This window comes from Bradyrhizobium sp. B025 (assembly GCF_042257955.1).
GTDB lineage: Bacteria > Pseudomonadota > Alphaproteobacteria > Rhizobiales > Xanthobacteraceae > Bradyrhizobium > Bradyrhizobium diazoefficiens.
Map to the genome: position 1 here is coordinate 4,408,084 of NZ_CP170150.1, position 22,528 is coordinate 4,430,611.

16 protein-coding genes are annotated in these 22,528 nt (G+C 65.8%); 7 read left to right on the forward strand and 9 right to left on the reverse strand.

Annotated elements, in window-relative coordinates; translation table 11 throughout:
• Window positions 1-183 precede the first annotated feature (183 nt).
• A complete protein-coding gene (locus tag ACE10W_RS20390; protein WP_375762723.1) occupies window positions 184-1,077 on the forward strand; it encodes a LysR family transcriptional regulator in 894 nt (297 codons plus the stop codon).
• A gap of 34 nt (window positions 1,078-1,111) precedes the next feature.
• Here ACE10W_RS20390 and ACE10W_RS20395 read toward each other — a convergent pair whose 3' ends face one another.
• From ACE10W_RS20395 to ACE10W_RS20405, 3 genes are all read right to left on the reverse strand, one after another.
• Window positions 1,112-1,900, reverse strand: coding sequence for a carboxymuconolactone decarboxylase family protein (locus ACE10W_RS20395; RefSeq protein ID WP_375762724.1), 789 nt, complete (start codon window positions 1,898-1,900; stop codon window positions 1,112-1,114).
• A gap of 250 nt (window positions 1,901-2,150) precedes the next feature.
• Window positions 2,151-5,669, reverse strand: a complete 3,519-nt coding sequence (mfd, locus tag ACE10W_RS20400) for a transcription-repair coupling factor (protein WP_375762725.1) — start codon at window positions 5,667-5,669, stop codon at window positions 2,151-2,153.
• Window positions 5,666-5,956 carry a succinate dehydrogenase assembly factor 2 gene (locus ACE10W_RS20405; protein WP_011087373.1) on the reverse strand — a complete coding sequence of 97 codons (291 nt, stop codon included), beginning with the start codon at window positions 5,954-5,956 and terminating at the stop codon, window positions 5,666-5,668. Before ACE10W_RS20405 ends, mfd begins: the two co-directional genes overlap by 4 nt.
• A 218-nt stretch (window positions 5,957-6,174) precedes the next feature.
• On the opposite strand from ACE10W_RS20405, the gene recG reads away from it, so the two are divergent.
• The gene (gene recG / locus ACE10W_RS20410) at window positions 6,175-8,283 is read left to right on the forward strand and encodes an ATP-dependent DNA helicase RecG (protein ID WP_375762726.1); all 2,109 of its coding nucleotides are present in this window, start codon (window positions 6,175-6,177) and stop codon (window positions 8,281-8,283) included.
• Here the strand turns inward: recG and panE are convergent.
• The 4 genes from panE to glmS form a co-directional block, all read right to left on the reverse strand.
• The gene (gene panE, locus ACE10W_RS20415) at window positions 8,280-9,209 is read right to left on the reverse strand and encodes a 2-dehydropantoate 2-reductase (protein WP_011087375.1); all 930 of its coding nucleotides are present in this window, start codon (window positions 9,207-9,209) and stop codon (window positions 8,280-8,282) included. The genes recG and panE overlap by 4 nt on opposite strands.
• Window positions 9,210-9,444: 235 nt before the next feature.
• Window positions 9,445-10,314, reverse strand: a complete 870-nt coding sequence (locus ACE10W_RS20420; RefSeq protein ID WP_375762727.1) for a DUF1932 domain-containing protein — start codon at window positions 10,312-10,314, stop codon at window positions 9,445-9,447.
• A gap of 105 nt (window positions 10,315-10,419) precedes the next feature.
• A complete protein-coding gene (locus tag ACE10W_RS20425) occupies window positions 10,420-11,190 on the reverse strand; it encodes a DUF502 domain-containing protein (RefSeq protein ID WP_011087377.1) in 771 nt (256 codons plus the stop codon).
• A 79-nt stretch (window positions 11,191-11,269) separates the two neighbouring features.
• Window positions 11,270-13,096, reverse strand: coding sequence for a glutamine--fructose-6-phosphate transaminase (isomerizing) (glmS, locus tag ACE10W_RS20430; RefSeq protein ID WP_304553525.1), 1,827 nt, complete (start codon window positions 13,094-13,096; stop codon window positions 11,270-11,272).
• A gap of 220 nt (window positions 13,097-13,316) precedes the next feature.
• Between glmS and ACE10W_RS20435 the strand changes: the two genes are divergently transcribed.
• A complete protein-coding gene (locus tag ACE10W_RS20435; RefSeq protein WP_028173960.1) occupies window positions 13,317-13,535 on the forward strand; it encodes a hypothetical protein in 219 nt (72 codons plus the stop codon).
• A 3-nt stretch (window positions 13,536-13,538) separates the two neighbouring features.
• On the opposite strand, the gene glmU is transcribed toward ACE10W_RS20435, so the two are convergent.
• Window positions 13,539-14,894, reverse strand: coding sequence for a bifunctional UDP-N-acetylglucosamine diphosphorylase/glucosamine-1-phosphate N-acetyltransferase GlmU (gene glmU, locus ACE10W_RS20440; protein WP_375762728.1), 1,356 nt, complete (start codon window positions 14,892-14,894; stop codon window positions 13,539-13,541).
• A 173-nt stretch (window positions 14,895-15,067) separates the two neighbouring features.
• On the opposite strand from glmU, the gene ACE10W_RS20445 reads away from it, so the two are divergent.
• Both ACE10W_RS20445 and ACE10W_RS20450 read left to right on the forward strand, forming a co-directional pair.
• Entirely contained in the window at window positions 15,068-16,447 is a 1,380-nt protein-coding gene (locus ACE10W_RS20445) for a hypothetical protein (RefSeq protein WP_375762729.1), read from the forward strand.
• Between the two features lie 114 nt (window positions 16,448-16,561).
• On the forward strand, window positions 16,562-16,942 hold the full coding sequence (locus tag ACE10W_RS20450) for a hypothetical protein (protein ID WP_011087382.1): 381 nt from the start codon (window positions 16,562-16,564) through the stop codon (window positions 16,940-16,942).
• Here the strand turns inward: ACE10W_RS20450 and ACE10W_RS20455 are convergent.
• Complete coding sequence (locus tag ACE10W_RS20455) at window positions 16,902-18,566, reverse strand: beta-(1-6) glucans synthase (RefSeq protein ID WP_375762730.1); 1,665 nt, start codon at window positions 18,564-18,566, stop codon at window positions 16,902-16,904. The two genes, ACE10W_RS20450 and ACE10W_RS20455, sit on opposite strands and share 41 nt — an antisense overlap.
• Window positions 18,567-18,789: 223 nt before the next feature.
• Here ACE10W_RS20455 and ACE10W_RS20460 point away from each other — a divergent pair, with 223 nt between their 5' ends.
• Complete coding sequence (locus tag ACE10W_RS20460; RefSeq protein ID WP_011087384.1) at window positions 18,790-19,386, forward strand: hypothetical protein; 597 nt, start codon at window positions 18,790-18,792, stop codon at window positions 19,384-19,386.
• A 218-nt stretch (window positions 19,387-19,604) separates the two neighbouring features.
• Window positions 19,605-22,274 (forward strand): glycosyltransferase, encoded by a 2,670-nt coding sequence (locus tag ACE10W_RS20465; protein WP_011087385.1) that lies wholly within the window; start codon window positions 19,605-19,607, stop codon window positions 22,272-22,274.
• Window positions 22,275-22,528 lie beyond the last annotated feature (254 nt).

Consider the following 22,528-nt stretch of genomic DNA (forward strand, 5'->3'; position numbering starts at 1 on the left):
ATGCTCCGTCGCGTCAGCGCGCTCGGGGCGTCCGCAGCGCACCTCTCGCATTGCCGGAAGGGAACGTCCGATCGATCCATATGCCGAGCTCGCCTCACCTCGCGGGACTGCGCCATATCTAATGCGTGCGGCTATGCGGACTAGCCACTATGATCGGCATGGACTTATAAGGAGGATCGATAAATGCAGCGCGGAAATCTCGACGACCTCGCGGCCTTCCTGATCGTCGCCCGCGAAGGCAGCTTTACGAGAGCCGCCGCGAAGCTCGGCATTTCGCAGTCCGCGCTCAGCTACACCATCAAGGAGCTCGAGGCGCGACTGAAACTGCGCCTGTTGACGCGCACCACGCGCAGCGTGTCGCCGACGGCCGCGGGTGAACGTCTGTTGCGCAACGTGGGGCCACGGATCGCGGAGATCGAGACCGAACTCGTCGCCTTGACCGAGCTCCGGGAAAAGCCCTCCGGTACCATTCGCATTACGGCGACCGAATATGCCACCGACGCCGTCCTTCTGCCGAAGCTAGCGAAGCTGTTACGCGAATATCCCGACATCAAGCTCGAGATCGTCAGCGACTACGGACTGACGGATATCGTCGCGCAACGTTTCGATGCCGGCGTGCGGGATGGCGAGCAAGTCGCGAGGGACATGATTGCGGTACGGATCGGCCCCGATGCGCGCATGGCCGTCGTCGGGACGCCATCCTATTTTCGGAGCCGGTCGGAGCCGAAGAAACCGTCGCAACTGGTCGAGCACAATTGCATAAATCTGCGCCTGCCGACCCACGGTGGATTGTACTCCTGGGAATTCGAAAAAGGCTCGCGGGAGCTCAAGGTTCGGGTCGATGGCCAATTATTCTTCAACACCACGACCCAGATGCTCCAGGCGGCGCTCGCCGGCCTGGGCCTGGCCTATCTGCCGGAGGGCCTCGTACAGCCCTACATCAACAGGGGCCGCCTCAAGCGGGTACTCGAGGACTGGTGCCCTCCCTATCCCGGCTACCACCTCTACTACCCGAGCCGGCGCCAGCCTTCCGCGGCTTTTGCACTCCTTGTCGAGGCGCTCCGCCACCGCGACTGAGCCGTCACTTCGGCACAAAGGCGGCGGGATGCGGCTAATGTTGCCGCTTCGCAAACACATCCTTCGCCACAGGCATTGCCGAAAACACGTTGGGCCAACCGACATAGAACGCCAGCTGCGTGATGGCCTCCGAAGCCTCCGTCTGGGTCAGGCCGTTATCCATCGCCCTGTTGAGATGCGGCGCGAGCTGCGCCATCTGCCCGTTGGCGATCAGCGCGCTGACGGTGACGAGACTGCGGTCCCTGGGCGCGAGGTCCGGACGCAGCCAAAGATCACGAAACAACACGTCGGTGGTGTACTGCACGACGCCCGGAACGGACGCGCCGAACTGGTCCTGGACGAACGCGGCGCGTTGCGCCTCGCCAGCCTCGTCGAGCGGCAACGGCGTCACCGAGACGACCGGAAGCTGCGCGGCGCCGACGTCGCGGGCGGCAAAGACGTCCTTGGCGACAGCGACGGCCGACATCGCATTGGCCCAGCCGGCGTAGAAGGCGAGATGCGTGATGATCTCCGAAATCTCGCGCGGCTTGACACCGTTATCGAGCGCAAGATTGAAATGATACGGCATCTCGATCGTCTGATTTCGCGCGATCAGTGCAGCCAACGTGACGATGCTGCGGTCGCGCGGCGCAAGGCCGGGCCGTTTCCAGACATCGCCGAGGAGACGGTTCTGCGTGTACGCCTCCAGTGCCGGGGCGACTTTCCGAACATCCTCATACGTTAGCGCGGGCTTTGATCCGGTCATGGCGGCAGTCTCCTCCGTGCGGGCCGATGGCATGGCCGTCAGCGCAAGCAATGCGACGACCGCGGCTTGCAGTTTCATGACGGATCTCCTGTACACTGCAGTTGCTTCCCGGGCGCACGCGCGCCGGCGGGGCGTGATCGCCCTTCGCAAGCTTGTTATAGGCGATGGGCCGCCGTGCGATTAGATGACGCAATTCGCATGGACTTATCGACCAGGCTTATGAATTGGTCCGTATCCCGCGCCAAACTTGAATGATGGCCGGCCAGGAAAGAACTGGGTCCCGGCTCAGCGCTCCGCTTCGCTGCGCTTGTCCGGGACACGATGACCGCTAGGCCGCCTTCTTGGCCTGCGCGAGTTGTGCGAGCTGCCGCATGATCTCGGTGGTGCCGGCGAGCCGATCTTCCGGCGTTTCCCAGTCTTGCAGGAACACCACCTTCATGTCGGGCCGCACCTTCGCAGCCTGGCCGTGGCTGCGGATGAACGTCACCAGGCGATCGGGATAGGCGAACGAATTGTCGCGGAAGGCGATGACGGCGCCCTTCGGGCCGGCGTCGATCTTCTCGACATTGGCCCTGCGGCAGAACGCCTTGATCGCGGCGACCTTGAAGAGATAGCGCACCTCGTCGGGCAACACGCCAAAGCGGTCGCGCATCTCGGCACCAAAATTCTCGATCTCCTCCTCGGTGTCGAGATCGGCCAGGCGCCGGTAGAGCGACAGACGGACCGAGAGATCGCTGACGTAATCCTCCGGGATGAGCACGGGCATGCCGATCGTGATCGACGGCGACCAGCGGTCGGCGGCGGGCTCGGAGACGCCGGCCTTGAGGTTGACGATCGCCTCCTCCAGCATCGACTGGTAGAGCTCGAAGCCGACCTCCTTGATGTGGCCGGACTGCTCCTCGCCGAGGAGATTGCCGGCGCCGCGGATGTCGAGGTCGTGCGAGGCGAGCTGGAAGCCCGCGCCCAGCGTCTCCAGCGATTGCAGCACGGTGAGCCGGCGCTCCGCCTGCGCCGTGATCTTCTGCTGCGCCGGCAGCGTGAACAGCGCGTACGCCCGAAGCTTCGAGCGGCCGACGCGGCCGCGGAGCTGATAGAGCTGGGCAAGGCCGAACATGTCGGCGCGGTGCACGATCAGCGTGTTGGCGTTGGGAATGTCGAGGCCGGATTCGACGATCGTGGTCGACAGCAGAATGTCGAACTTGCCGTCGTAGAACGCGGTCATGATGTCCTCGATCACCGCGGGCGGCATCTGCCCGTGCGCGACCGCGACCTTCATCTCCGGCACGTTCTTGTCGAGGAAGTCCTTGACCTCGGCGAGGTCGTCGATGCGCGGCACCACGTAGAACGCCTGGCCGCCGCGATAGCGCTCGCGCAAGAGCGCCTCGCGGATCATCAAGGGATCGTGCGGGGCGACAAAGGTGCGCACCGCGAGGCGATCGACCGGGGGCGAGGCAATGATCGAGAGCTCGCGGACGCCGGTGAGCGCGAGCTGCAGCGTGCGCGGGATCGGCGTTGCCGACAGCGTCAGCACGTGCACCTCGGAGCGAAGCGCCTTCAGCCTTTCCTTGTGCGTGACGCCAAAATGCTGCTCCTCGTCCACGATAACGAGGCCGAGATCGCGGAACTTGATCGCCTTGCCGAGCAGCGCGTGGGTGCCGACGACGATGTCGACGGAGCCGTCGGCAATGCCCTTCTTGACCTGGTTCAGCTCCTTGGTCGGGATCAGGCGCGAGGCCTGGGCCACGTTCACCGGAAAGCCCTTGAAACGCTCGGTGAAGGTTCTTGCGTGCTGGCGCGCCAGCAGCGTGGTCGGCACCACGACCGCGACCTGCTTGCCTTCGAGCGCCACGGCAAAGGCCGCGCGCAAGGCCACCTCGGTCTTGCCAAAGCCGACGTCGCCGCAGATCAACCGGTCCATGGGACGGCCGAGTTCGAGATCCTTCAGGGTCGATTCGATCGCCCCTAGCTGGTCCTCGGTCTCGTCATAGGGGAAGCGCGCACAGAACTCGTCATAGAGGCCCGGCTGCACCGGCAGCTTGGGCGCCTCGTGCAGATGGCGCGCGGCGGCGATCTTGATCAGCTCGCCCGCGATCTCGCGGATGCGGTTCTTGAGTTTCGCCTTGCGGGTCTGCCAGCCGCTGCCGCCAAGACGATCGAGCTCGACCGTGGTCTGGTCGGAGCCGTAGCGCGACAGCAGCTCGATGTTCTCGACGGGGAGGAACAGTTTCGTTTCGGCGGCATAGTGCAGCTCGAGACAATCATGCGGCGCGCCGGCGACGTCCAGCGTTTGCAGGCCGACGAACCGGCCGATGCCGTGATCGACATGGACGACGATGTCGCCCGCGGCAAGGCTCGTCACCTCCGAGATGAAATTGTCGAGCTTGCGGCTCGCCCTGCGCGGCCGCACCAGGCGGTCGCCGAGAATGTCCTGCTCGCTGATGAGCGCAATCTCGTCGGTCTCGAAGCCGCTGTCGAGGCCGAGCACGGCGAGCATGGTCTCGTTGCGCGGGGTCGCCTGCACCGTGCGCCAGCTGTTGACGCTGGTGGTGTGGGCCAGCTTGTGGTCGCGCAGCATCGAGGTCATGCGGTCGCGCGAGCCCTCGCTCCACAGCGTGATCACGACCTTCTTGCGCTGCGCCTGCAAGGCCATCACGTGGCTGACCACGGATTCGAACACGTTGACGGTGGTGTCGTTGCGTTCGGGTGCGAAGTCGCGGCCCTTGCGCGCGCCGGCATCGACGATGCTGGTGCCATCCGCCGGCACGGAGAATTGAGTCAGGCGCGCCAGCGGGACGTCGCCGAGGCGCCTGGTCCACTCCTCTTCGGTGAAATACAGCCGGTCCGGCGGCAGCGGCTTGTAGATGGCGCCGCCGCCGGGATGCTCCATGGCCTCGCGGCGGGCCTGGTAATAGTCGAGGATCTGCTTGAAGCGCTCGCGGACGGCGTCCTCGGCCTGCGGCTCGATCGCGATCGCTGCGCCTTGCAGATAGTCGAACAGCGTATCCATCCGGTCCTGGAACAGCGGCAGCCAGTGCTCCATGCCGGGATGGCGGCGGCCTTCGCTGACGGCCTCGTACAGCGCATCGTCGCGCTCGGGCGCGCCGAACTCGGCGACATAGCCCATGCGGAAGCGGCGGATGGTGTCGGTGACGAGCTGGAATTCGGAGACGGGCACGAGATCGAGCGAGCGCATGTCGAGCAGCGTACGCTGGGTCTCGGCGTCGAAGGAGCGGATCGATTCCAGGCTGTCGCCGAAGAAGTCGAAGCGCACGGGCTGGTCGAGACCGGCCGGAAACAGGTCCAGAATGCCGCCGCGCACGGCGTATTCGCCGGGCTCGCGCACGGTCGACGAGCGGTTATAGCCGTTGTGCTCGAGCCAGGCGATGATGGTGTCCATCGGCACGACATTGCCGGGGGCGACCGACAGCGCCTGCGCCGCGACGAGCTCGCGCGCGGGCACGCGCTGCACGATTGCGTTGACCGTGGTCAGCACGATCAACGGCTTGTCGCTGCCGGTCAGCGGCGCAAGCCGCGCCAGCGTGGTCAGGCGCTGGGCCAAAATGCCACCATGCGGCGAGACGCGGTCATAGGGCTGGCAGTCCCAGGCCGGGAAGGTCAGCACCGGCAGATCGGGCGCGAAGAATTGCAGCGCGCGTTCGAGCTGCTGCATCCGCGCGCCGTCGCGGCAGACCACCGCAAGGCTGACGGCCGGCTTCTTCGGCCGCGCCGCGATGGCGCGCGCCAGATCCGAGATGACGAGGCCTTCGGCACCTTCCGCGACATTGGCAAGCGTCAGGGCGCGGCCGGGCGTGAGCAGCTCGGCCGGCGACTTCATCCCCTGCTTCATAAATCGCCGTCCGTAATCGGGAACGCCTTGATACGGGCAAATAGCGCGCCGGTGACATCGGCCGGCAGCACCTTGTCGCCGGTGATGGCGGCATAGAGGTCGGGATCGTTGACCTCGAGCAGGTGCTCGAGCTCGTCGAGCTCGGCATCGGACAGATTGCCGATCTCGGCGTCCGCGAAGCGGCCGAGGATCAGGTCCATCTCGCGCGTGCCGCGGTGCCAGCAGCGGAACAGCAGCCGCTTGCGGCGGTCGTCCAGCCCGTTGCTCGATCGTGTCGTTCCCGTCATGTCTCAATTCCAGTCAAACGCCGAAAGCCCGGACGTGCCGGGCGGGCGTGATATAGCTACTTGGGGGGCCGGTGTCAGCTCTTTGTTGTGGCACTGCCGTCTGCCAATTCGTCATGGCCGGGCTTTATCCCGGCCATCCCCGCAGAGCCGTGAAAAAAGACGTGGATGCACGGCATAAAGCCGGGCATGACGGGCCGAAACGATCCTAGATTCCCCCGATGCGCCCCAGCCTGCTCAATCCGCTGTTTGCTCCCGTGACCAGCCTGCCCGGCGTCGGTCCGAAGCAGGACAAGCTGCTGCAGTACCTGCTCAGCCGCAACGAGACGCCGCGGCTGGTCGATCTGTTGCTGCACCTGCCGAGCCAGGTCATCGACCGCCGCGCCCGGCCGAAGATTCGCGACGCCGTGCAGGGAACCATGGTGACGCTGGAGGTGACCGTCGACCGCCACCGCCCGCCCCCGCCGCGCAACGCGCGGGCGCCGTATCTGGTCTACGCCAGCGACGAGACCGGCGACGTCGTGCTGACCTTCTTCCGCGCCAAGCCCGGCTATGTCGAAAAGCTGCTGCCTGTGGGTGAGAAGCGCTACGTCTCCGGCACGCTCCAGATGTATGACGGCATCCCCCAGATCGTGCATCCCGACCGCGTGCTGGACGAGGAGGCGATTTCAAAACTCTCAGGGATCGACCCGGTCTATCCGCTGACGGAGGGCCTCGCGCTCGGCTCACTGCGCCGCGCAATCGCGCAAGCGCTTCAGAAATTGCCCGCCTTGCCGGAATGGATCAGCCCGGAGGTGGTGCGCCGCTGCCACTTCCCGCCAATCGCGGAAGCCCTCACCCGCGTGCATCAGCCGGTCGAGCTCACGGACATTTTGCCCGATCGGCCGTTCTGGTCGCGCCTCGCCTTCGACGAACTGCTGGCCGGCCAGCTCGCGCTGGCCCTGATCCGCGCGCAATTGCGCCGCCCAGCAGGCATACGCAATGCCGGCGACGGGCATCTGCGCAACAAGATCATCGACGCCCTGCCCTATGCGTTGACGCTGTCCCAGCGCGACGCCGCCGCGGCGATCGCGAGCGATCTGCAACAGCCGGTGCGCATGCTGCGGCTGCTCCAGGGCGACGTCGGCTCCGGCAAGACCGTGGTCGCGCTGCTGGCGGCCGCAGCGGTGGCCGAAGTCGGCAAGCAGGCCGCGCTGATGGCGCCGACGGAAATTTTGGCGCGCCAGCACATCAAGACCATCGCGCCGCTCGCCGAGCGCGCGGGCTTACGGGTCGCGATCCTCACCGGCCGAGAAAAAGGCAAAGAACGGCGCGAGATCATCGCCCAGCTTGCCGAGGGCGAGATCGACCTGCTCGTCGGCACCCATGCGCTGATCCAGGACGACGTGATCTTCCGGGACCTCGCGCTCGCCGTGGTCGACGAGCAGCACCGCTTTGGCGTGCGCGAACGGCTCGCGCTGACCTCGAAGGGCGAAGCCGTTGACGTGCTGGTGCTGAGCGCAACCCCGATCCCGCGCACGCTGGTGCTGACTTATTTCGGCGACATGGACATCAGCGAGCTGCGCGAAAAGCCCGCCGGCCGCCAGCCGATCGAGACCCGCACCATCTCGATGAGCCGCCTCAACGAGGTCACGGATAGCATCGGCCGCGCGCTCCAGGCTGGCAAGCTGGTCTACTGGATCTGCCCGCTGGTCGAGGAATCCGAGGCCGAGGGCACCGAGCACCTCACCAATGCGACCAAACGTTTCGAGAATTTGCAGAAGCGTTTCGGCGACCGGGTCGGCCTCGTCCACGGCCAGATGAAGGGAACCGAGAAAGACCGCGTCATGGGCCAGTTCGCCGCCCACGAGATCGGGCTGCTGGTCGCGACCACCGTGGTCGAGGTCGGCGTCGACGTGCCGGCCGCCACCATCATGGTGATCGAGAACGCCGAACGCTTCGGCCTCGCCCAGCTCCACCAGCTGCGCGGCCGCATCGGGCGCGGCTCGGAGGCCTCGACCTGCCTGCTGCTCTACTCGGAGCCACTCGGCGAGATGTCGAAGGCACGGCTGAAGGTGATCCGCGAGACCACCGACGGCTTCCGCATCGCCGAGGAGGATTTGAAGCTGCGCGGCGAAGGCGACGTGCTGGGCGTGCGCCAGAGCGGCCTGCCCGGCTACCGCATCGCGCGCTCGGAGGTGCACGGCCAGCTCATCACCCAGGCCCGCGACGAGGCGCTACGCATCCTCAAGGACGATCCGAAGCTGAAGGGCGAGCGCGGCGAGGCGCTCAGGTGCCTCTTGTATCTCTACGAGCGCGACGAAGCGATCCCGCTGATTGGCGCGGGTTAGCCTGCTGCTCTTCGGCGCCCCACTTCGTAGGCCGCCACATGCGCGCGGGCGAGATCCAGCAGCGGTGTGTCGATGCCCAGCGCACGGGCACGATTGGCCATATCGCCGAGGATGTGCTCCGCCTCGGTGATCGAGCCGCGCTCGATATCGCGCAGCATCGAGGCCTTGAGCGGCGAGTCCAGGGTCGTGAAGAGTTTTCGGTCAAACTCGATGAACGGGGCGCGCGGCTCGAACCCCGAAGCCGTCGCAACGGTGCAGCATTCCGCGAATAACCGAAAGATAGACTGTTCGCCGTTCGGCACGGCCAGGATGTCTCCGATGCTTGCGCGCATCAGGCAGGTGATGCCGGCCAGCGTGCTGAGCTGGACGAATTTCTCCCACATGTCCTGCATGATCGCTTCGCTGGCGCGCACGTCGATGCCGGGGACCTGGAGCAGTGCCTCCAGCGCGAGCGCACGCTCGCTCAACGAACCCTTGATCTCGCCAAACACAATCGTCTGATTGGCCATGAACTGAACGACACGGCCATCCGCATCGAGGCCGGCACTGACATTCGCCAACCCGCCGAGGACACGCGCCGCGCCGAACCGCGCAGTCAGAGCGTCGATATGTTTCAACCCGTTGAGTATCGGCAGAATCATCGTGTTGGCGCCGACTGCCGGAGCAAACTGGGCCATCGCATCGTCGAGCGAATAGGATTTCACCCCGACGAGCACAACGTCGAACGGCTCCTTGAGATCGCTTGCCAGGATGATCTTCGGCTGCACGGCAAAGTCGCCGTGCGGGCTCACGACCTGCAATCCATCCCGCCGCAACTGCTCGGCCCGCGCGGGCCGCACCAGAAAGGTCACGTCGCCGCCTGCCCGGGCCAGGCAAGCTCCGTAATAACCTCCGAGCGCTCCTGCACCGATCACCAGCACTCTCATTCGAACTCCCGTTGCAGAAGACCTGCTTCCGCAGAGACAATAACAGATGAGCCTCGCAATGACGACGTGGATAGAGCCGTTTCAGAAGACTTGCCCTTTCGCCGCGGCCGACTTCATGCAACCTTCCCGCCATGCGCTGACGTCCCGGTCGTGCGCCTGAAACGCGACCGGGACGTCCAGGGATTTTTGGATTCCGCGCCAATGGACGGCAAGTCAACGACGTGAGACCGGACGACTAGACCTTCTTCTGCGCGATGCTCGCAGCAAACGCCTTCATCAGCCCGGCATCCACCGCCTCGCCTTTCGCGTCCTCGGCGAGGTGCTCGAACCAGCGCGCAAAGCCCTCGTAGATCTGGCTGGCCGGATGATCGGCGCCGAGGAATCCGGAAATCTCCCGCATCTCCGCAACCCAACGATAGGCCTTCGGGATCATGTCCGGCAGCGCGACTTCGAGCCGGGCCAGGACCGCGGGCTGGCTCAGTGCGAGCTCGTCGCGCAGCGCATCCGCGGCGCCTGCTTTCGTTGCCGCGATCACCATGGCCGAGCCGATGCCGGCCAGGCCCTTGACGATGCCGGCGTAGGACATCTTGAGCGCGGAAGCAGCGCCGACCGGGCCTTCGACGATCCTCACGTCGAGGCCGAGGTCCTTCAGAACGGCCACCTCGCCGGCGTGCTGGCCGGACATGTAGAAGGCCGGGCTCTTGCCGCCGGGCTGCGGCGGGAAGCCGATGATGCCGGCATCGACGAACGGCGCCTGCGCCGAGCCGATGATCTCCTCGATCCTAAGCACGGTGTCGACATTGACGGCGTTGCAATCGACCACGACGGGCTTCTTCGCGCGCCGGACGATCAGCGCGGCGAGGCGCTCGGCGAGTGCAACGGCCTCGCCCGGCGGCACGATCGAGAGGATGATGTCGGCCTCGGCGATCGCCTCGTCGTCCGCGCCGATCATGCCGGCATCCGCCGCGCGTTTTTGCGTCGCTTCGCTTCGCCCCTTCAACGACGTCAGCACGCGCGCTCCGTTTTCGCTGAGGCGGCGGGCCACGGCGCTGCCCATGGCACCGGGCGCGAGGATCGCAATGGTCTTTGACGTCGTCTTGGACATCGTGCACTCCAGGTCGAACACCGAGCGATGCGCCCGATTCAACCGGAAGACTAGCAGACGATGCGAGGCCTGGCGTGATCGCGGCCATCCCGCAGGGGAATGGCCCTACTCCACCTTCGCAGGCTGGGGCTGGAGTGCCGACGCATTGGCGATGCGCGCGGCATTCGCCATGCCCGCGAGCGCCGCGGCCTTCTTCGGGTCGGGTGCCGCGCCCGGCTGCACCACGCCGGCCGACATGATCAGGGTCGCGGCATCCTCGGTGCTCATGTCGACCTCGACGATCTTGCTCTTGGGCACGTAGAAGAAGAAGCCCGTGGTCGGGTTCGGCGAGCACGGCAGGAACACCGAGACGTGCTCCTCCTGCCCGGGCAGGCTGCGCGCGACCTCTTCATTCGGCGACTGCGAGATCAGCACGATCGACCACATGCCCGGCGACGGAAACTCGACCAGGCCGACTTTGCGGAAGCTCGAGCCCTTGCCCGAGAACAGCGTCTCGAACACCTGCTTCAGACCGCGGTAGATGGCGCGCACCGCCGGGATGCGGCCGAGGAAGGTCTCGCCGACATCGACCAGCGTCCGGCCGATCAGGTTGGCCGCGAGGAAGCCGACCAGCGTCAGCGTGAAGAATGCGACAATCAGTCCCCAGCCGGGGACGACATACGGCAGATAGGTTTCCGGTCGATAGGCCAGCGGCACGAACGGCCGCACCACGCCGTCGACCCAGGTGACGAACCACCAGACCAGATAGAGAGTGATTGCGATCGGCCCCGTCACCACGAGGCCGGTCAGGAAGTAGTTGCGGATGCGGCCCATCAGGCCGGTATGCGGTTCCGGGATGGGATCAAGCGGCGCAGGCGCGTCGTCGCGGGTGGTCATTCGGGTTCCAGGTCAGTCGCTGCATTCAAGCTAGGGTCTTCTAGCAGGTTTTGGAAGAGCGCAGCCTGATCCCTTCTGCCTATTCCACGGTCACCGATTTCGCGAGATTGCGCGGCTGGTCGACGTCGGTGCCCATGATGACGGCCGTATGATAGGCGAGCAGCTGCACCGGGACGGCATAGACCATCGGCGTGAACGCCGCCGCCATGTCGGGCATGACGATGGTGACGAGCGACTCGACGGTCGCCTCCGCCGCGCCCTTCGCGTCGGTCATCAGGATGATCTTGCCGCCGCGGGCGGCGACCTCCTGCATGTTCGACACCGTCTTCTCGAACACCCGGTCGTAGGGCGCGATGACGACGACCGGCATGGTCTCGTCGATCAGCGCGATCGGGCCGTGCTTTAGCTCGCCGGCGGCGTAGCCCTCGGCATGGATGTAGGAGATCTCCTTCAGCTTCAGCGCGCCTTCGAGCGCGAGCGGGAAGCTGGTGCCGCGGCCGAGATAGAGCACGTCGCGCGATTTCGCGATCTCGCGCGCCAGCTTCTCGATCTGGAGCTCCGTGGTGAGCGCATCCGACATCAGGCGCGGGATCTCGACGAGGCCGTGGACGAGCTTGGTCTCGTCCTCGTCGGACAATTCGCCTCTAGCCTTGCCGGCCGCGATCGCAAGGTTTGCGAGCACCATGAGCTGGCAGGTGAAGGCCTTGGTCGAGGCGACCCCGATCTCGGGTCCGGCCAGCGTCGGCAGCACCGTCTCGCTCTCGCGCGCAATCGTGGAGGTCGGCACGTTGACGACGGCCACCGTGTGCACGCCCTCGGCCTTGGCATAGCGCAGTGCGGCCAGCGTATCGGCGGTCTCGCCCGATTGCGAGATGAAGATGGCGAGGTCGCCCTTGCGCAAGGGCGCCTCGCGGTAGCGGAATTCGGAGGCAACGTCGACCTCGACCGGCAGGCGCGCGAAGCGCTCAAACCAGTATTTGGCGACGAAGCCGGCATAGCTCGCGGTGCCGCAGGCGGTGATGTTGATGCGCTGGATGTTCTTGAAGTCGAACGGCAGCTTGACCGGCAGCGAGACGCGCTCGGTCGCCATGTCGACGTAGCGTGCCAGCGTGTGGCCGACCACTTCCGGCTGCTCGTGGATCTCCTTGGCCATGAAGTGGCGGTAATTGGCCTTGTCCACCAGCGAGGTCGAGGCGGCGTGCTTGATCTTCTCGCGCTGGACCGCGTGGCCGTCCTTGTCGAAAATCGTGGCGCTATTGCGGGTCAGCACCACCCAGTCGCCGTCCTCGAGATAGCTGATCGTGTCGGTGAACGGGCCGAGCGCGATGGCGTCGGAGCCGAGATACATCTCGCCGTCGCCATAGCCGATCGCGAGCGGCGGGCCGTTGCGGGCGCCGATCATCAGATCGTTGTCGCCGGCGAAGATGAAGCCGAGCGCAAACGCACCGCGCAGCCGCGCCAGCGCCAGCTTCACCGCCTCGACCGGCTTGTTGCCGCGCGTGAGCAGGTCGTCGACGAGATGCAGCACGATCTCGGTGTCGGTCTCGGTGTGAAACACCGTGCCGTTCTTCTCGAGCTCCTCGCGCAGCTCGCGGAAATTCTCGATGATGCCGTTGTGGACCACGGCGACGCGCTCGGTCGCATGCGGATGGGCGTTGTTGACGGTCGGTTTGCCGTGGGTGGCCCAGCGGGTGTGACCGATGCCGGTCGTGCCCTTCAGCGGCTCGGCTTCCAGCCGCTTCTCCAGATTCTTCAGCTTGCCCTCGGCGCGGCGGCGCTCGAGATGCCTGCCTTCGAGCGTGGCGACGCCCGCGGAGTCGTAGCCGCGATATTCAAGACGTTTGAGCGAATCCACCAATTGCTCTGCAACCGGTTCGCGCCCGAGAATGCCGACAATCCCGCACATGCGGATCAATATCCCCCAAATCGTCGAAAAATCGCCAAAACGACGCGCTCAGTTTTTAGCGAAGTTCCTAAGGAACCAGATACTCAATAATTATTGCTGATTGAGACAGCATTCGCCGGCGCCATTGCCCGGCCTGCGTCGATGTGGCCGGCCTTTAACCCCGCACGTTAACTTGTTGTCAACAAGTTTGACCAACGATTCCGGTCAGGAGAACAAGGCCATGAAAGGCTCATCCGACCGCAAAGGTCTGTCGTCGTTGTATCTGCGTGCCAGCGAGACCACGGGCACGCACCTCGCCCATTGGCCGCCGCCCCAGCGCGGCAAGGAAAGCAAGCCCGTCTTCACCAAGCACCCGCAGGGCGAGCCGGCCAAGCGCGCCAAGCCGCGCGGCTGGCGCCTGACCCGCGCGATCTTCTCCGAATTCGCCGACGACGAATAGCGCTCACTTCTCCGGCTTCTTGCCGCGCGTCTTCATCTCGCGATAGCGCGCCGCGCCGCCTTCCCTGATGGTCTGCTGGTTGCGCTCGAGCGCCATCGCGTCGTCGGGCACGTCGCGCGTGATCACCGAGCCGGAGCCGATATAGGCGCCGTTGCCGATCTTCACCGGCGCCACCAGCGAGGAGTTGGTGCCGACGAAGGCGCCTTGCCCGATGATGGTCTTGTGCTTCTTGAAGCCGTCGTAGTTGCAGGTGATGGTGCCGGCGCCGATGTTGGAATTGGCGCCGACGGTGGCGTCCCCAATGTAGGAGAGATGGTTGACCTTGACGCCGGCCTCCAGCGTCGCCGCTTTGGTCTCCACGAAATTGCCGATCCGCGCACCGTCGCCGAGCGAGGTGCCGGGCCTGAGCCGCGCATAGGGTCCGATCGAGACGTTCCTGCCGAGCGTGGTCTCGACGATGTGCGAAAAGGAGTGGATCACCGTGCCGTCGGCGATCGAGACGCCCGGGCCGATCACCACGAACGGCTCGATGGTGACGTCCTTGCCGAACACGGTGTCGGCGGACAGATAAACGGTCTCGGGCGCAATCAGCGTCACGCCGGCCTCCATCGCCGCCTTGCGCAAGCGCGCCTGCATCACGCTTTCGGCTTCCGCGAGCTGCGCCTTGGTGTTGATGCCGCGCACCTCGTCCTCGCTGGTCTCGATCACCACGGACTCCCATCCCTGTTCGCGGACGATCTCGACCGCATCCGTCAGATAATATTCGCCCTTGGAATTCGCATTGCCGATTTTATCCAGGATCGCGAGCGCGCGGCGCCCGTCGATCGACATCACGCCGGCGTTGCACAGATCGATCTTGCGCTCGTCCGCGCTGGCATCGGCCTGCTCGCGGATCGCGACCAGGCGGTCGCCCTCGACGATGAAGCGGCCATAGCCGGCGGGGTCCGCGGCGCGGAAGCCGAGCGCGGCGAGCGCGGCGCCGTTGGCCAGCGGCGCGCGCAGACGCGCAAAGGTCTCGGCCGAAATCAGCGGCGTGTCACCGAAGGCGATCAAGAGGTCGTCCACGCCGCGCGCGATCGCCTCGCGCGCTGCCAGCACCGCATGCGCGGTGCCGAGCCGTTCGGCTTGCACGAAAGTGAGCGCATCGGGGCGGATGCGCCTCGCCTCATCGGCAACCGCCTGATGATCCGGGCCGATCACGACGGCGAGCGAGGTGCCGGTTCCCTCGGGAGCGGCGGCGAGCACATGGGCGAGCAGCGTCTGGTGAGCGACGGGATGCAGCACTTTCGGCAGGTGTGAGCGCATGCGCGTGCCTTCGCCGGCGGCGAGCACGATCGTGAGGCTGGAGCGGGCGGTCATCGAGATCCTGTCAGATACGGCCGAATCAACTGGCGCGGCAGGCGGCAGGCCGCCCTCATGCTGCCCGCCTTGCTACCCCCGCAAACGCCCGGAATTCAAGTGCGACACGCTTTTCCTGTTAATGTTCCCTGATTGATTCGGGGAAGCTGAACGGGGCTGGGCACTTAACGTTCATGGCAAAGGATTCCGACCCACTGGCGGATGCCTTCGGCACCAAGGAGACTGGCGGGCTGTTCTCCGGACTTCTGGCCGAGGAAAGCGCGTTCGACCGCCGCATGATGTGGCGGCTGGGCTCCTGGGGCGTTGCGGCCGTCGGCGCCGTCGTCATCGCGGTGATGGCCAACCAGGCCCAGCTCGGCTGGCGGCGCGACCAGGTGGCGTCCGCCGATCTCGTGCGCCAGGCCGACCGGCTCCAGCTACTGACCAGGGAAAGCCAGAACGAGGCGCGCCGCCTCGCCGCCGCCGTCGAGACACTGAACGCTGATCGCGACCGGCTCTATTCGCGCGTCACCGTGCTCGAGCAGGGGCTCGATTCCGTCACCGGCGCCATCGCCAGGCAGACCGCGAAGCCGCAGGACACGCCGGCGCCCGACGCGCAGCCTGCGGCGCCCAGCGTCGCGCCGGTCGCCTCGATGCCATCTCCATCCAGCGACAAGCCGCGCGCGGCAGCCGCAAAGGAGCAGGCGAAGGAGCCGACCAAAGACACAGTGAAGGAGACTGCGAAGGAGCCGTCGAGCCCGCCGCCGCAGAGCGCGGCCGCCGCCTCCCTCGTGCAGCAGTCGCCGGCGACGACATCGGCGCTGCCGATGCTTCCGCTAGTGCCCTCCAAGTCGATCATGGCGCCGCCTGATCCCGCCGCGTCGAAATTGACTCAGCCCGAGACGACTGAAAAGACAACCGAGAAGACCGCCGAGAAGAAGCCCGAGCCGACACCCGCCCCGACCGAAATCGCAGCCGCATCAGCCAAGCCGCCGGAGGCAACCGAAAGCGAGGCTCCCGCGATCGCGGTTCAGCAAACGCGCTTTGCGATCGATCTCGGCGGCGCCAACTCGATCGACGGCCTGCGCGCGCTCTGGCGCGGCGTGACCAAATCGAATCCGGAAGTTGCCACGCTGCGGCCGATCATCATGATCAAGGAAGGCACCACCGGCCTCGGCATGCATCTGCGACTGGGCGCCGGCCCGCTGATCAACGCGGCCGCCGCAGCAAAGCTCTGCGCGGGTCTCGCCGAGAACGACCGTCACTGCGAGACCACCGTGTTCGACGGCCAGCGGCTATCGATGCGCGGCGGTTCGGAAAAGGGACAAGAAAAGTCTCAGGACCGGATTCAGGAAAAGAACGCCGAGAAGAATCCGGATGCGGCGCCGCAAGCCGAGACCGCACCTGCGCCCGCCCCCACAGCCAAGCCGGACAAGCGCCGCCGCAGCTATTCCTCAAAGCGCTCGTCGAAGCGCGAGGAGCCCGCGCCTGCACCTGCGGCGCAGCCGGCAGCACCGGCCAAGCCGGAGACGGCCTCGGCGGGATCGACGTTGTCGTCGTTCTTCAGGCGGTAGGGAATGGTCGTGCCGATTGGATCGGGTAGCTAACCAGTAACGGCTTGCGAGCGACGGACAGAAAAGTTGGTCGCCCCTGTTGCCCCCTCCCGTCATCCCGACCATATTGCGCGCATGACAAAAAAGCCCTTCCGCCTCACGCCCTACCAGGTGCAGTTCCTGATCGTTGTCGGCTTCGTAGCCGTCGGTTATGCGATCTATCTGCGCTATCTCGGCATCGAGAACTCGAACGTCGGACTCGCCTGCGACGCCGGCTTGCAGACCCTGATGTGCAAGGCGCGTTCGGTCTCGACCGTACTGTTCAAGAATTCGGTGTTCGGCATCGTCGCGCTGGTGGTGGCGACGCTGAACCTGATGCGGCCGTCGATCGTGCTGCTCACCGTCGGCGTTGTCGCCGCCGGCCTCGGCATCGTGCTCTACAATGTCGTGCTGTCGGGCCTCGCGATCGGCCTGCTCATTCTTGGCTTTGCTCGGCCCGCGCCCGCCACAGCGTGAGCGCGAACAAGAGATACATCGCGCAGGTCCACAGCGACTGCCAGTTGTCGCGGCCTTCGTTGAAGAGCACATAGGCGGCCGACAGCGCGAGCACGCCTGCGAACACCGCTTCCGCGATCGGACGCACGCCGATCTGCGGCCGGTTCAGCATCAGGATCGCGAACGGCACCACCGCCATCGTCAGCGCGGCGTAGGGGAAGTCGTGGTAGCGCGGGTCGAACACGAAGGCGAGCGCGGTCTGTGCCGCGATCACCGCCGTCACCGCCAGCGTGAGGCCGAGCACGGCGGTGAGCTTTGACCATTTCCGCCCCTCGCTCGGGCCGAGCAGATCAAGGAAGGTCGGCAGGCTGCGGCCGATCACCAGCGCCTGCGCGCAGAAGATCGGCGACAGGATGCCGGCGGCGAGCAGCGCACCCCAGTGCAGCCAGCCGCCCCAGCCGTAGCTCTCATAGTACACCTTGTCGGCGCCGACCCCGAGCAGGACGCCTGCCGTGGTCGCCGAGATGGCGACGCCGAGCCAGGTCGAGAAGCGCGGCGTCCAGGGCCGCCGGCGCAGCGTGATGATAGCGACCGCGAACACCAGCGCGCAAAGGCCCATACCCGCGCCCATGTACCATTTCCAGTACGGGAAATTGCTGATCGGCTCGCCCGGCGGATATTTCAGGTTCCGGCGCACGGAGTCATAGAGACCCCAATAGCCGCCCGCGGTACCTTCCAGCTTGCGCTTCCACGGCTGGTCGTAGGACTCGATCAGGTTGACGCGGAACTTCTGCGCCTTCGCAAGGCTCAGGATTTCAGAGACCACGCGCGCTTGGTTGGTGCGCGACGGCAGCGCGCCCTCGCGCATGCGCCCTTCGCTCGGCCAGCCGGTTTCGCCGATCAGGATTTCCTTGCCCGGAAACGCCACCGCCATGCGCTCGCGGATCTGTTCGACATGGGCGGCCGCGAATTTCGCGCGCACCGGAACGTCTTCCCAATAGGGCAGGATGTGGATCGTCACGAAGTCGACGGCCTCGTAGACTTCGCGATTCCTGAGCCAAAACTCCCAGACGTCGGCATAGGTGACGGGCACGCGAACCTGCACCTTCACCGCGCGGATGAAGGAGACGAGGTCGGCCGTCGTCATCTCGCCGCGCAGCAGCACCTCGTTGCCAACGATGACCGAGGTGATGATGTCGGGGTATTCCTTCGTGAGGCGAACGGCGAGCGCGACCTGCTCAAAATTCTTGGCGCGGTTGCTGGAGAGCCAGATGCCCTGGAGCACCTTGAGCCCGCCGACCTTGGCGGCGATCGCCGGAACCTGGTCGAGCCCGTTCTCCATCGAATAGGTGCGGACGCAGTCGGTGATCTCCTTGAGCTGGCGCAGGTCCTGCTCGATCTGGTCGGCCTCGATATGGGTCCATGCGTTCAGCGGCGATTGCTCGCCGCGGAACGGCGCGTAGGAGACGCACTGAACCTTGTCGGCGGGGTCGATCGGGGCGCGCGCGAGCGTGATTGGCGTGGCCAGCCACCACCACACGGCAGCAATCGCACCCAGTGAAACGAGCAGAAGCGCCAGTGGCGTACGAAGTAAAATCGGTTCCGTCCTCCGCGAAGCGCCGTCGATTACCTGCTCGCGCGCCATCTGCCAAGGGGGTGGTTCGGAGCGGATCCCTCCCTCCCCCAAGGAATTTACCTGCGGCCGTTCGACAGAGGTCTAGGATCGTGACTTTGCTGGACAAAATTCGAAATACAGGTCATGCAACTGGCCGGGAATTTTCCGCCGCATTGGAGACCCATTTGGACGCCATCACCGACGCGTCCGCGGGATCCTGACGCGGGCGGTCAGCGGAGAAGTTGGGGAATTCATGCGGCAACGGGTGCGTCAGTCACGAAATGCGGTCCTGCGGCAGTTCGCCGCCACCTTGGCCGTCTCCTCTCTTCTGGCCCTGGCTGGTCTCGCTGGCGCCTCCGCCCAGAGCGGCACGCCCGCCCCCGATCAGGGCAAAGCCGCCGCCCAGCCCGCCGACGCCGCCGCCAAGGACGCCGCCCAGAACCAGCGCCGCACCGACGAGTTCGCCGAAGCCGCCCAGGTCATCAACGGCCCGGCCGGCAACCCCGAATGCGTCTGGCTCGGCCGGCGCGTGGTGCGGCTGATGTGGCGGGATGACCTCGATACCGCGTTCCGCCACCTCGACCTCTACGACCGCTTCGGCTGCCCCGGCGGCCACATCCAGGCCGCCTTCCGCTGCCTGACCCGCTTCGGCGGCCAGATCGATCCCAAGGTCGCCGAGACCCTGGACAGCCGTGTGCACGCGTGCTGGATCAATCCGGCCTCCCAGCCGCAGCAGGCGGCGGCCGCGGCATCCCAGCCGGCAGCGCCGACATCAGGCAACGCGCAGGCCCCGCAGCCCGCCGCGAGCCCCGCGCCTGCGGCAAGCCCGACACCGGCGCCCCAGAAATAGCAGCGGGTCGCTTCAGCCTCCGTTCATGAACGACCGGCCATAGAAACGATTGGCACTGCGACGCGTTCTTCGAAAAAGGACATGCCCTCATAAGGACATGAGGCCATGACAGTTGTGAAACCGCGCGGCAGAGATATGCTCCATTTGCCGCGGACTCGGTCGGATCTCGGGGTCAGATCCGCTTCCCTGCCACCCCAGCCCCTTTTGGTTTAGCCGCGATGCGCGTTGTCGCCGCCGTTCTGTTGCTTGTGTCCGCGCTTCACGCTGGGCTGTGGGGAGTCTTGCGCGACAAGGAACCCGCGCCCGACTTCAGGGGTCTGCTCCCCAGCGTCTCCTACGCGCCGTTCGAAGGCTCGGCCCATCCCGACATCGACAACATCCCGACCGTCGAGAAAATCCGCGCCGACCTGAAGACGCTGTCGACGATGACGCGCGCGATCCGCCTCTATTCGTCCACCGGCGGCGTGGAACTGGTGCCGGCGATCGCGGCCGAGTTCGGTCTCAAGGTCACCGTCGGCGCCTGGATCGACAAGGACAAGGATCGCAACGAGCGCGAGATCAAGGCCGCCATCGAGCTTGCCCGCAAGAACAGCAACGTCGTCGGCGTCGTGGTCGGCAACGAGGTGATCTACCGCGGCGAGCAGAAGGTCGAAGACCTCATCGACATGATCAAGAAGGTCAAGGGCTCGGTCCGCGTGCCCGTCACGACCGGCGAGATCTGGAACATCTGGCGCGACAATCCGGACCTTGCCTCCAACGTCGATTTCATCGCCGCGCACGTGCTGCCCTATTGGGAAAACTTCCGCTCGGACCAGGCGGTCGACCAGGCCGTCGACCGCTACAACCTGTTGCGGAACCTGTTCCCCGGCAAGCGCATCGTGATCGCCGAGTTCGGCTGGCCGAGCCAGGGCTACAACTTACGCAACGCCGACCCCGGTCCGTTCCAGCAGGCGCTGACCTTGCGCAACTTCGTCAGCCGCGCCGAAGCCATCGGCATGGAATACAACATCGTCGAAGCGATCGATCAGCCCTGGAAGTTCTTCGAAGGCGGCGTCGGTCCGTACTGGGGCATCCTCAACGCCAGCCGCGAGCCGAAATTCGCCTGGACCGGCCCGGTGGAGAACCCTGATTACTGGAAGCTGATGACGATCGCGCTGCTGGTCGGCGTCCTCTTGTCGCTTCCGATCCTGCGGCTGCAGCAGCCGACCGCCAAGCAGGCGTTCCTGCTGTCGGCGACCGCCAACGGCGTCGGCGCCTGGGCCGCCACCGTGTTCGCGTTCTGGAACGGGCACTATTTCATCTTCGGCTCGGCCTTCGCGCTGACGCTCGGCATGATCCTGCTTGTTCCGCTGGTGCTGATCGCGATGGCGCGCATCGACGAGATCGCGGCCGTCGCCTTCGGCCGGCCGCCGCAGCGGCTGCTCGCCAAGAGCAAGCCGGTCGAGAACGTTCCCGAAAATTACTACCCGAAGGTCTCGATCCACATCCCGGCCTACTTCGAGCCGGTCGAGATGCTCAAGCAGACGCTCGATGCGCTGTCGCGGCTGAACTACCCGAACTACGAATGCGTGGTCATCATCAACAACACGCCGGATCCCGCTTTCTGGCAGCCGATCCAGGACCACTGCCGCGCGCTTGGCGAACGCTTCAAGTTCATCAACGCCGAGAAGGTGCAGGGCTTCAAGGCCGGCGCGCTGCGCATCGCGATGGACCGCACCGCCGTCGATGCCGAGATCATCGGCATCCTCGATGCCGACTATGTCGTCGATCCCGACTGGCTGAAGGACCTCGTGCCGGCTTTCGCCGACCCGCGCGTCGGCCTCGTGCAGGCGCCGCAGGAACATCGCGACGGCGACCTGTCGATCATGCACTACATCATGAACGGCGAATATGCCGGCTTCTTCGACATCGGCATGGTCCAGCGCAACGAGGCCAACGCCATCATTGTGCACGGCACGATGTGCCTGATCCGCCGCGCCGCGATGGACATGGCCGGCGGCTGGTCGAGCGACACGATCTGCGAGGATAGCGATCTCGGCCTTGCGATCCAGGAGCTCGGCTGGGTCACGCATTACACCAACCACCGCTACGGCCAGGGCCTCTTGCCCGACACGTACGAGGCCTTCAAGAAGCAGCGTCACCGCTGGGCCTATGGCGGCCTCCAGATCGTGAAGAAGCACTGGCGGCACTTCCTGCCCGGCCGGAGCCGGCTGACGCCGGACCAGAAGCGCGAATACGGCCTCGGCTGGCTGAACTGGCTGGGCGCCGAAAGCCTCGGCGTGGTCGTGGCGCTGCTCAACCTCGTCTGGGTGCCGATCGTTGCCTTTGCCGACATCGCCATCCCCGACAAGATCCTGACGCTGCCGATCATCGGCGCCTTCGTCGTCTCGCTGGCGCATTTCCTGTCGATGTACCGGGCGCGCGTCGCGATCAAACCCGGCCAGATGCTGGGCGCGATGATCGCGGCGATGAGCGTGCAGTGGACGGTGTCGCGCGCGGTCGCGCAGGGACTGATCACCGAGCACATCGCCTTCGCGCGCACCTCCAAGGGCGGCCTGTCCAGGATGTCGATCGAGTTCCAGGCGTTCTGGGAGGCCGTGATCGGCGCCCTGCTCCTGATCGGCGCCGGCGTGCTGATCGCCTCCAACAGTTTCCGGCAGATCACCGAGATCTACATCTTCGCCGGCGTGCTGGTGCTGCAAAGCCTGCCGTTCCTGGCCGCGGTCGCCATCGCCATCCTCGAGCTCAGCCGCATCAACTCGTTCCAGTTCTGGCGCGACAGCGCGATCCGCACCGCCGAGCTGATTGGCCTGCGCCCGGTCGCCCTGCCGACTCCCGCCGGCACGCCGCAAGCCGTGCCGAACGAGGTCAGGCGCGAGGCGAACTGACGGCCGGATGGCTTCTCGGCGCGGGCGAAACCTCCGCGCCGCCAAGCCACAGGCAGCGTTCGGAGTGGATAGCGGGCCGCCAATCGGGTTGAAAATTCCGGCTTAAGCTGCGGACACCGCGAGCAAATCCCCGCTCCTGCCAAGAGTTGCGGCAGCCACCCGCGCTATTGACCTCAGCAGCCACTCACCCTACACAGCGCGGGCCGAAAGCATGATCCGGAAACAGCCGGTTTTTCCCCGCGACGCGAGCTTCA